The following is a 9,686-nucleotide window of genomic DNA, read 5'->3' as shown; positions in this document are numbered from 1 at the left end:
CTCGCGGGTTTTCGCTATTTATGAAAATTTTCCGGTTTAAGGCGTTTCCGTTCTTCTTCGTCATAACTTAATGTTTTTATTTAAAATACCCTCTGAAAAGAAAGGAAACGACAGGTGCTGAAAGCGAGCTTTTTGGCCTCTGTCGTTTCCTTTCTCTGTTTTTGTCCGTGGAATGAACAATGGAAGTCAACAAAAAGCAGCTGGCTGACATTTTCGGTGCGAGTATCCGTACCATTCAGAACTGGCAGGAACAGGGAATGCCCGTTCTGCGAGGCGGTGGCAAGGGTAATGAGGTGCTTTATGACTCTGCCGCCGTCATAAAATGGTATGCCGAAAGGGATGCTGAAATTGAGAACGAAAAGCTGCGCCGGGAGGTTGAAGAACTGCGGCAGGCCAGCGAGGCAGATCTCCAGCCAGGAACTATTGAGTACGAACGCCATCGACTTACGCGTGCGCAGGCCGACGCACAGGAACTGAAGAATGCCAGAGACTCCGCTGAAGTGGTGGAAACCGCATTCTGTACTTTCGTGCTGTCGCGGATCGCAGGTGAAATTGCCAGTATTCTCGACGGGCTCCCCCTGTCGGTGCAGCGGCGTTTTCCGGAACTGGAAAACCGACATGTTGATTTCCTGAAACGGGATATCATCAAAGCCATGAACAAAGCAGCCGCGCTGGATGAACTGATACCGGGGTTGCTGAGTGAATATATCGAACAGTCAGGTTAACAGGCTGCGGCATTTTGTCCGCGCCGGGCTTCGCTCACTGTTCAGGCCGGAGCCACAGACCGCCGTTGAATGGGCGGATGCTAATTACTATCTCCCGAAAGAATCCGCATACCAGGAAGGGCGCTGGGAAACACTGCCCTTTCAGCGGGCCATCATGAATGCGATGGGCAGCGACTACATCCGTGAGGTGAATGTGGTGAAGTCTGCCCGTGTCGGTTATTCCAAAATGCTGCTGGGTGTTTATGCCTACTTTATAGAGCATAAGCAGCGCAACACCCTTATCTGGTTGCCGACGGATGGTGATGCCGAGAACTTTATGAAAACCCACGTTGAGCCGACTATTCGTGATATTCCGTCGCTGCTGGCGCTGGCCCCGTGGTATGGCAAAAAGCACCGGGATAACACGCTCACCATGAAGCGTTTCACTAATGGGCGTGGCTTCTGGTGCCTGGGCGGTAAAGCGGCAAAAAACTACCGTGAAAAGTCGGTGGATGTGGCGGGTTATGATGAACTTGCTGCTTTTGATGATGATATTGAACAGGAAGGCTCTCCGACGTTCCTGGGTGACAAGCGTATTGAAGGCTCGGTCTGGCCAAAGTCCATCCGTGGCTCCACGCCAAAAGTGAGAGGCACCTGTCAGATTGAGCGTGCAGCCAGTGAATCCCCGCATTTTATGCGTTTTCATGTTGCCTGCCCGCATTGCGGGGAGGAGCAGTATCTTAAATTTGGCGACAAAGAGACGCCGTTTGGCCTCAAATGGACGCCGGATGACCCCTCCAGCGTGTTTTATCTCTGCGAGCATAATGCCTGCGTCATCCGCCAGCAGGAGCTGGACTTTACTGATGCCCGTTATATCTGCGAAAAGACCGGGATCTGGACCCGTGATGGCATTCTCTGGTTTTCGTCATCCGGTGAAGAGATTGAGCCACCTGACAGTGTGACCTTTCACATCTGGACAGCGTACAGCCCGTTCACCACCTGGGTGCAGATTGTCAAAGACTGGATGAAAACGAAAGGGGATACGGGAAAACGTAAAACCTTCGTAAACACCACGCTCGGTGAGACGTGGGAGGCGAAAATTGGCGAACGTCCGGATGCTGAAGTGATGGCAGAGCGGAAAGAGCATTATTCAGCGCCCGTTCCTGACCGTGTGGCTTACCTGACCGCCGGTATCGACTCCCAGCTGGACCGCTACGAAATGCGCGTATGGGGATGGGGGCCGGGTGAGGAAAGCTGGCTGATTGACCGGCAGATTATTATGGGCCGCCACGACGATGAACAGACGCTGCTGCGTGTGGATGAGGCCATCAATAAAACCTATACCCGCCGGAATGGTGCAGAAATGTCGATATCCCGTATCTGCTGGGATACTGGCGGGATTGACCCGACCATTGTGTATGAACGCTCGAAAAAACATGGGCTGTTCCGGGTGATCCCCATTAAAGGGGCATCCGTCTACGGAAAGCCGGTGGCCAGCATGCCACGTAAGCGAAACAAAAACGGGGTTTACCTTACCGAAATCGGTACGGATACCGCGAAAGAGCAGATTTATAACCGCTTCACACTGACGCCGGAAGGGGATGAACCGCTTCCCGGTGCCGTTCACTTCCCGAATAACCCGGATATTTTTGATCTGACCGAAGCGCAGCAGCTGACTGCTGAAGAGCAGGTCGAAAAATGGGTGGATGGCAGGAAAAAAATACTGTGGGACAGCAAAAAGCGACGCAATGAGGCACTCGACTGCTTCGTTTATGCGCTGGCGGCGCTGCGCATCAGTATTTCCCGCTGGCAGCTGGATCTCAGTGCGCTGCTGGCGAGCCTGCAGGAAGAGGATGGTGCAGCAACCAACAAGAAAACACTGGCAGATTACGCCCGTGCCTTATCCGGAGAGGATGAATGACGCGACAGGAAGAACTTGCCGCTGCCCGTGCGGCACTGCATGACCTGATGACAGGTAAACGGGTGGCAACAGTACAGAAAGACGGACGAAGGGTGGAGTTTACGGCCACTTCCGTGTCTGACCTGAAAAAATATATTGCAGAGCTGGAAGTGCAGACCGGCATGACACAGCGACGCAGGGGACCTGCAGGATTTTATGTATGAAAACGCCCACCATTCCCACCCTTCTGGGGCCGGACGGCATGACATCGCTGCGCGAATATGCCGGTTATCACGGCGGTGGCAGCGGATTTGGAGGGCAGTTGCGGTCGTGGAACCCACCGAGTGAAAGTGTGGATGCAGCCCTGTTGCCCAACTTTACCCGTGGCAATGCCCGCGCAGACGATCTGGTACGCAATAACGGCTATGCCGCCAACGCCATCCAGCTGCATCAGGATCATATCGTCGGGTCTTTTTTCCGGCTCAGTCATCGCCCAAGCTGGCGCTATCTGGGCATCGGGGAGGAAGAAGCCCGTGCCTTTTCCCGCGAGGTTGAAGCGGCATGGAAAGAGTTTGCCGAGGATGACTGCTGCTGCATTGACGTTGAGCGAAAACGCACGTTTACCATGATGATTCGGGAAGGTGTGGCCATGCACGCCTTTAACGGTGAACTGTTCGTTCAGGCCACCTGGGATACCAGTTCGTCGCGGCTTTTCCGGACACAGTTCCGGATGGTCAGCCCGAAGCGCATCAGCAACCCGAACAATACCGGCGACAGCCGGAACTGCCGTGCCGGTGTGCAGATTAATGACAGCGGTGCGGCGCTGGGATATTACGTCAGCGAGGACGGGTATCCTGGCTGGATGCCGCAGAAATGGACATGGATACCCCGTGAGTTACCCGGCGGGCGCGCCTCGTTCATTCACGTTTTTGAACCCGTGGAGGACGGGCAGACTCGCGGTGCAAATGTGTTTTACAGCGTGATGGAGCAGATGAAGATGCTCGACACGCTGCAGAACACGCAGCTGCAGAGCGCCATTGTGAAGGCGATGTATGCCGCCACCATTGAGAGTGAGCTGGATACGCAGTCAGCGATGGATTTTATTCTGGGCGCGAACAGTCAGGAGCAGCGGGAAAGGCTGACCGGCTGGATTGGTGAAATTGCCGCGTATTACGCCGCAGCGCCGGTCCGGCTGGGAGGCGCAAAAGTACCGCACCTGATGCCGGGTGACTCACTGAACCTGCAGACGGCTCAGGATACGGATAACGGCTACTCCGTGTTTGAGCAGTCACTGCTGCGGTATATCGCTGCCGGGCTGGGTGTCTCGTATGAGCAGCTTTCCCGGAATTACGCCCAGATGAGCTACTCCACGGCACGGGCCAGTGCGAACGAGTCGTGGGCGTACTTTATGGGGCGGCGAAAATTCGTCGCATCCCGTCAGGCGAGCCAGATGTTTCTGTGCTGGCTGGAAGAGGCCATCGTTCGCCGCGTGGTGACGTTACCTTCAAAAGCGCGCTTCAGTTTTCAGGAAGCCCGCAGTGCCTGGGGGAACTGCGACTGGATAGGCTCCGGTCGTATGGCCATCGATGGTCTGAAAGAAGTTCAGGAAGCGGTGATGCTGATAGAAGCCGGACTGAGTACCTACGAGAAAGAGTGCGCAAAACGCGGTGACGACTATCAGGAAATTTTTGCCCAGCAGGTCCGTGAAACGATGGAGCGCCGTGCAGCCGGTCTTAAACCGCCCGCCTGGGCGGCTGCAGCATTTGAATCCGGGCTGCGACAATCAACAGAGGAGGAGAAGAGTGACAGCAGAGCTGCGTAATCTCCCGCATATTGCCAGCATGGCCTTTAATGAGCCGCTGATGCTTGAACCCGCCTATGCGCGGGTTTTCTTTTGTGCGCTTGCAGGCCAGCTTGGGATCAGCAGCCTGACGGATGCGGTGTCCGGCGACAGCCTGACTGCCCAGGAGGCACTCGCGACGCTGGCATTATCCGGTGATGATGACGGACCACGACAGGCCCGCAGTTATCAGGTCATGAACGGCATCGCCGTGCTGCCGGTGTCCGGCACGCTGGTCAGCCGGACGCGGGCGCTGCAGCCGTACTCGGGGATGACCGGTTACAACGGCATTATCGCCCGTCTGCAACAGGCTGCCAGCGATCCGATGGTGGACGGCATTCTGCTCGATATGGACACGCCCGGCGGGATGGTGGCGGGGGCATTTGACTGCGCTGACATCATCGCCCGTGTGCGTGACATAAAACCGGTATGGGCGCTTGCCAACGACATGAACTGCAGTGCAGGTCAGTTGCTTGCCAGTGCCGCCTCCCGGCGTCTGGTCACGCAGACCGCCCGGACAGGCTCCATCGGCGTCATGATGGCTCACAGTAATTACGGTGCTGCGCTGGAGAAACAGGGTGTGGAAATCACGCTGATTTACAGCGGCAGCCATAAGGTGGATGGCAACCCCTACAGCCATCTTCCGGATGACGTCCGGGAGACACTGCAGTCCCGGATGGACGCAACCCGCCAGATGTTTGCGCAGAAGGTGTCGGCATATACCGGCCTGTCCGTGCAGGTTGTGCTGGATACCGAGGCTGCAGTGTACAGCGGTCAGGAGGCCATTGATGCCGGACTGGCTGATGAACTTGTTAACAGCACCGATGCGATCACCGTCATGCGTGATGCACTGGATGCACGTAAATCCCGTCTCTCAGGAGGGCGAATGACCAAAGAGACTCAATCAACAACTGTTTCAGCCACTGCTTCGCAGGCTGACGTTACTGACGTGGTGCCAGCGACGGAGGGCGAGAACGCCAGCGCGGCGCAGCCGGACGTGAACGCGCAGATCACCGCAGCGGTTGCGGCAGAAAACAGCCGCATTATGGGGATCCTCAACTGTGAGGAGGCTCACGGACGCGAAGAACAGGCACGCGTGCTGGCAGAAACCCCCGGTATGACCGTGAAAACGGCCCGCCGCATTCTGGCCGCAGCACCACAGAGTGCACAGGCGCGCAGTGACACTGCGCTGGATCGTCTGATGCAGGGGGCACCGGCACCGCTGGCTGCAGGTAACCCGGCATCTGATGCCGTTAACGATTTGCTGAACACACCAGTGTAAGGGATGTTTATGACGAGCAAAGAAACCTTTACCCATTACCAGCCGCAGGGCAACAGTGACCCGGCTCATACCGCAACCGCGCCCGGCGGATTGAGTGCGAAAGCGCCTGCAATGACCCCGCTGATGCTGGACACCTCCAGCCGTAAGCTGGTTGCGTGGGATGGCACCACCGACGGTGCTGCCGTTGGCATTCTTGCGGTTGCTGCTGACCAGACCAGCACCACGCTGACGTTCTACAAGTCCGGCACGTTCCGTTATGAGGATGTGCTCTGGCCGGAGGCTGCCAGCGACGAGACGAAAAAACGGACCGCGTTTGCCGGAACGGCAATCAGCATCGTTTAACTTTACCCTTCATCACTAAAGGCCGCCTGTGCGGCTTTTTTTACGGGATTTTTTTATGTCGATGTACACAACCGCCCAACTGCTGGCGGCAAATGAGCAGAAATTTAAGTTTGATCCGCTGTTTCTGCGTCTCTTTTTCCGTGAGAGCTATCCCTTCACCACGGAGAAAGTCTATCTCTCACAAATTCCGGGACTGGTAAACATGGCGCTGTACGTTTCGCCGATTGTTTCCGGTGAGGTTATCCGTTCCCGTGGCGGCTCCACCTCTGAATTTACGCCGGGATATGTCAAGCCGAAGCATGAAGTGAATCCGCAGATGACCCTGCGTCGCCTGCCGGATGAAGATCCGCAGAATCTGGCGGACCCGGCTTACCGCCGCCGTCGCATCATCATGCAGAACATGCGTGACGAAGAGCTGGCCATTGCTCAGGTCGAAGAGATGCAGGCAGTTTCTGCCGTGCTTAAGGGCAAATACACCATGACCGGTGAAGCCTTCGATCCGGTTGAGGTGGATATGGGCCGCAGTGAGGAGAATAACATCACGCAGTCCGGCGGCACGGAGTGGAGCAAGCGTGACAAGTCCACGTATGACCCGACCGACGATATCGAAGCCTACGCGCTGAACGCCAGCGGTGTGGTGAATATCATCGTGTTCGATCCGAAAGGCTGGGCGCTGTTCCGTTCCTTCAAAGCCGTCAAGGAGAAGCTGGATACCCGTCGTGGCTCTAATTCCGAGCTGGAGACAGCGGTGAAAGACCTGGGCAAAGCGGTGTCCTATAAGGGGATGTATGGCGATGTGGCCATCGTCGTGTATTCCGGACAGTACGTGGAAAACGGCGTCAAAAAGAACTTCCTGCCGGACAACACGATGGTGCTGGGGAACACTCAGGCACGCGGTCTGCGCACCTATGGCTGCATTCAGGATGCGGACGCACAGCGCGAAGGCATTAACGCCTCTGCCCGTTACCCGAAAAACTGGGTGACCACCGGCGATCCGGCGCGTGAGTTCACCATGATTCAGTCAGCACCGCTGATGCTGCTGGCTGACCCTGATGAGTTCGTGTCCGTACAACTGGCGTAATCATGGCCCTTCGGGGCCATTGTTTCTCTGTGGAGGAGTCCATGACGAAAGATGAACTGATTGCCCGTCTCCGCTCGCTGGGTGAACAACTGAACCGTGATGTCAGCCTGACGGGGACGAAAGAAGAACTGGCGCTCCGTGTGGCAGAGCTGAAAGAGGAGCTTGATGACACGGATGAAACTGCCGGTCAGGACACCCCTCTCAGCCGGGAAAATGTGCTGACCGGACATGAAAATGAGGTGGGATCAGCGCAGCCGGATACCGTGATTCTGGATACGTCTGAACTGGTCACGGTCGTGGCACTGGTGAAGCTGCATACTGATGCACTTCACGCCACGCGGGATGAACCTGTGGCATTTGTGCTGCCGGGAACGGCGTTTCGTGTCTCTGCCGGTGTGGCAGCCGAAATGACAGAGCGCGGCCTGGCCAGAATGCAATAACGGGAGGCGCTGTGGCTGATTTCGATAACCTGTTCGATGCTGCCATTGCCCGCGCCGATGAAACGATACGCGGGTACATGGGAACGTCAGCCACCATTACATCCGGTGAGCAGTCAGGTGCGGTGATACGTGGTGTTTTTGATGACCCTGAAAATATCAGCTATGCCGGACAGGGCGTGCGCGTTGAAGGCTCCAGCCCGTCCCTGTTTGTCCGGACTGATGAGGTGCGGCAGCTGCGGCGTGGAGACACGCTGACCATCGGTGAGGAAAATTTCTGGGTAGATCGGGTTTCGCCGGATGATGGCGGAAGTTGTCATCTCTGGCTTGGACGGGGCGTACCGCCTGCCGTTAACCGTCGCCGCTGAAAGGGGGATGTATGGCCATAAAAGGTCTTGAGCAGGCCGTTGAAAACCTCAGCCGTATCAGCAAAACGGCGGTGCCTGGTGCCGCCGCAATGGCCATTAACCGCGTTGCTTCATCCGCGATATCGCAGTCGGCGTCACAGGTTGCCCGTGAGACAAAGGTACGCCGGAAACTGGTAAAGGAAAGGGCCAGGCTGAAAAGGGCCACGGTCAAAAATCCGCAGGCCAGAATCAAAGTTAACCGGGGGGATTTGCCCGTAATCAAGCTGGGTAATGCGCGGGTTGTCCTTTCGCGCCGCAGGCGTCGTAAAAAGGGGCAGCGTTCATCCCTGAAAGGTGGCGGCAGCGTGCTTGTGGTGGGTAACCGTCGTATTCCCGGCGCGTTTATTCAGCAACTGAAAAATGGCCGGTGGCATGTCATGCAGCGTGTGGCTGGGAAAAACCGTTACCCCATTGATGTGGTGAAAATCCCGATGGCGGTGCCGCTGACCACGGCGTTTAAACAAAATATTGAGCGGATACGGCGTGAACGTCTTCCGAAAGAGCTGGGCTATGCGCTGCAGCATCAACTGAGGATGGTAATAAAGCGATGAAACATACTGAACTCCGTGCAGCCGTACTGGATGCACTGGAGAAGCATGACACCGGGGCGACGTTTTTTGATGGTCGCCCCGCTGTTTTTGATGAGGCGGATTTTCCGGCAGTTGCCGTTTATCTCACCGGCGCTGAATACACGGGCGAAGAGCTGGACAGCGATACCTGGCAGGCGGAGCTGCATATCGAAGTTTTCCTGCCTGCTCAGGTGCCGGATTCAGAGCTGGATGCGTGGATGGAGTCCCGGATTTATCCGGTGATGAGCGATATCCCGGCACTGTCAGATTTGATCACCAGTATGGTGGCCAGCGGCTATGACTACCGGCGCGACGATGATGCGGGCTTGTGGAGTTCAGCCGATCTGACTTATGTCATTACCTATGAAATGTGAGGACGCTATGCCTGTACCAAATCCTACAATGCCGGTGAAAGGTGCCGGGACCACCCTGTGGGTTTATAAGGGGAGCGGTGACCCTTACGCGAATCCGCTTTCAGACGTTGACTGGTCGCGTCTGGCAAAAGTTAAAGACCTGACGCCCGGCGAACTGACCGCTGAGTCCTATGACGACAGCTATCTCGATGATGAAGATGCAGACTGGACTGCGACCGGGCAGGGGCAGAAATCTGCCGGAGATACCAGCTTCACGCTGGCGTGGATGCCCGGAGAGCAGGGGCAGCAGGCGCTGCTGGCGTGGTTTAATGAAGGCGATACCCGTGCCTATAAAATCCGCTTCCCGAACGGCACGGTCGATGTGTTCCGTGGCTGGGTCAGCAGTATCGGTAAGGCGGTGACGGCGAAGGAAGTGATCACCCGCACGGTGAAAGTCACCAATGTGGGACGTCCGTCGATGGCAGAAGATCGCAGCACGGTAACAGCGGCAACCGGCATGACCGTGACGCCTGCCAGCACCTCGGTGGTGAAAGGGCAGAGCACCACGCTGACCGTGGCCTTCCAGCCGGAGGGCGTAACCGACAAGAGCTTTCGTGCGGTGTCTGCGGATAAAACAAAAGCCACCGTGTCGGTCAGTGGTATGACCATCACCGTGAACGGCGTTGCTGCAGGCAAGGTCAACATTCCGGTTGTATCCGGTAATGGTGAGTTTGCTGCGGTTGCAGAAATTACCGTCACCGCCAGTTAATC

Annotated in this window: 12 protein-coding genes; all 12 read left to right on the top strand. The window is 56.5% G+C overall.

The features are described 5' to 3' along the window. Window positions 1–179: 179 nt before the first annotated feature. The 12 genes from EKL15_RS24605 to EKL15_RS24550 are packed head-to-tail and all read left to right on the top strand — an operon-like array spanning window position 180 to window position 9,684. Entirely contained in the window at window positions 180–725 is a 546-nt protein-coding gene (locus EKL15_RS24605; RefSeq protein WP_000453580.1) for a DNA-packaging protein, read from the top strand. Continuing rightward, on the top strand, window positions 700–2,625 hold the full coding sequence (locus EKL15_RS24600; RefSeq protein ID WP_001027292.1) for a phage terminase large subunit family protein: 1,926 nt from the start codon (window positions 700–702) through the stop codon (window positions 2,623–2,625). Before EKL15_RS24605 ends, EKL15_RS24600 begins: the two co-directional genes overlap by 26 nt. Next, on the top strand, window positions 2,622–2,828 hold the full coding sequence (locus EKL15_RS24595; RefSeq protein WP_000198149.1) for a phage head-tail joining protein: 207 nt from the start codon (window positions 2,622–2,624) through the stop codon (window positions 2,826–2,828). The genes EKL15_RS24600 and EKL15_RS24595 overlap by 4 nt, the downstream gene beginning before the upstream one ends. After that, window positions 2,825–4,426 (top strand): phage portal protein, encoded by a 1,602-nt coding sequence (locus EKL15_RS24590; protein ID WP_001359455.1) that lies wholly within the window; start codon window positions 2,825–2,827, stop codon window positions 4,424–4,426. Before EKL15_RS24595 ends, EKL15_RS24590 begins: the two co-directional genes overlap by 4 nt. Continuing rightward, window positions 4,407–5,726 carry a S49 family peptidase gene (locus EKL15_RS24585; RefSeq protein WP_000123343.1) on the top strand — a complete coding sequence of 440 codons (1,320 nt, stop codon included), beginning with the start codon at window positions 4,407–4,409 and terminating at the stop codon, window positions 5,724–5,726. Before EKL15_RS24590 ends, EKL15_RS24585 begins: the two co-directional genes overlap by 20 nt. 9 nt (window positions 5,727–5,735) lie before the next feature. Next, entirely contained in the window at window positions 5,736–6,068 is a 333-nt protein-coding gene (locus EKL15_RS24580) for a head decoration protein (protein WP_001297109.1), read from the top strand. 55 nt (window positions 6,069–6,123) lie between these two features. Further along, window positions 6,124–7,149 (top strand): major capsid protein, encoded by a 1,026-nt coding sequence (locus tag EKL15_RS24575; RefSeq protein ID WP_000063280.1) that lies wholly within the window; start codon window positions 6,124–6,126, stop codon window positions 7,147–7,149. A 41-nt stretch (window positions 7,150–7,190) separates the two neighbouring features. Continuing rightward, window positions 7,191–7,589 (top strand): DNA-packaging protein FI, encoded by a 399-nt coding sequence (locus tag EKL15_RS24570; RefSeq protein WP_000158919.1) that lies wholly within the window; start codon window positions 7,191–7,193, stop codon window positions 7,587–7,589. Between the two features lie 11 nt (window positions 7,590–7,600). Continuing rightward, window positions 7,601–7,954 (top strand): head-tail joining protein, encoded by a 354-nt coding sequence (locus tag EKL15_RS24565; RefSeq protein ID WP_000752979.1) that lies wholly within the window; start codon window positions 7,601–7,603, stop codon window positions 7,952–7,954. Between the two features lie 11 nt (window positions 7,955–7,965). Beyond that, window positions 7,966–8,544 carry a phage tail protein gene (locus EKL15_RS24560; RefSeq protein WP_000975070.1) on the top strand — a complete coding sequence of 193 codons (579 nt, stop codon included), beginning with the start codon at window positions 7,966–7,968 and terminating at the stop codon, window positions 8,542–8,544. Next, the gene (locus tag EKL15_RS24555; protein ID WP_000683105.1) at window positions 8,541–8,936 is read left to right on the top strand and encodes a phage minor tail U family protein; all 396 of its coding nucleotides are present in this window, start codon (window positions 8,541–8,543) and stop codon (window positions 8,934–8,936) included. The genes EKL15_RS24560 and EKL15_RS24555 overlap by 4 nt, the downstream gene beginning before the upstream one ends. A gap of 7 nt (window positions 8,937–8,943) precedes the next feature. Then, window positions 8,944–9,684, top strand: a complete 741-nt coding sequence (locus EKL15_RS24550; protein WP_001349920.1) for a phage tail protein — start codon at window positions 8,944–8,946, stop codon at window positions 9,682–9,684. Window positions 9,685–9,686: the final 2 nt, after the last annotated feature.

This window comes from Serratia sp. 4542, assembly GCF_016805595.1.
Lineage (GTDB): Bacteria > Pseudomonadota > Gammaproteobacteria > Enterobacterales > Enterobacteriaceae > Serratia > Serratia nevei.
The sequence above is the reverse complement of the archived record's forward strand: the minus strand, read 5'-3'. Positions and strand labels throughout refer to the sequence as shown.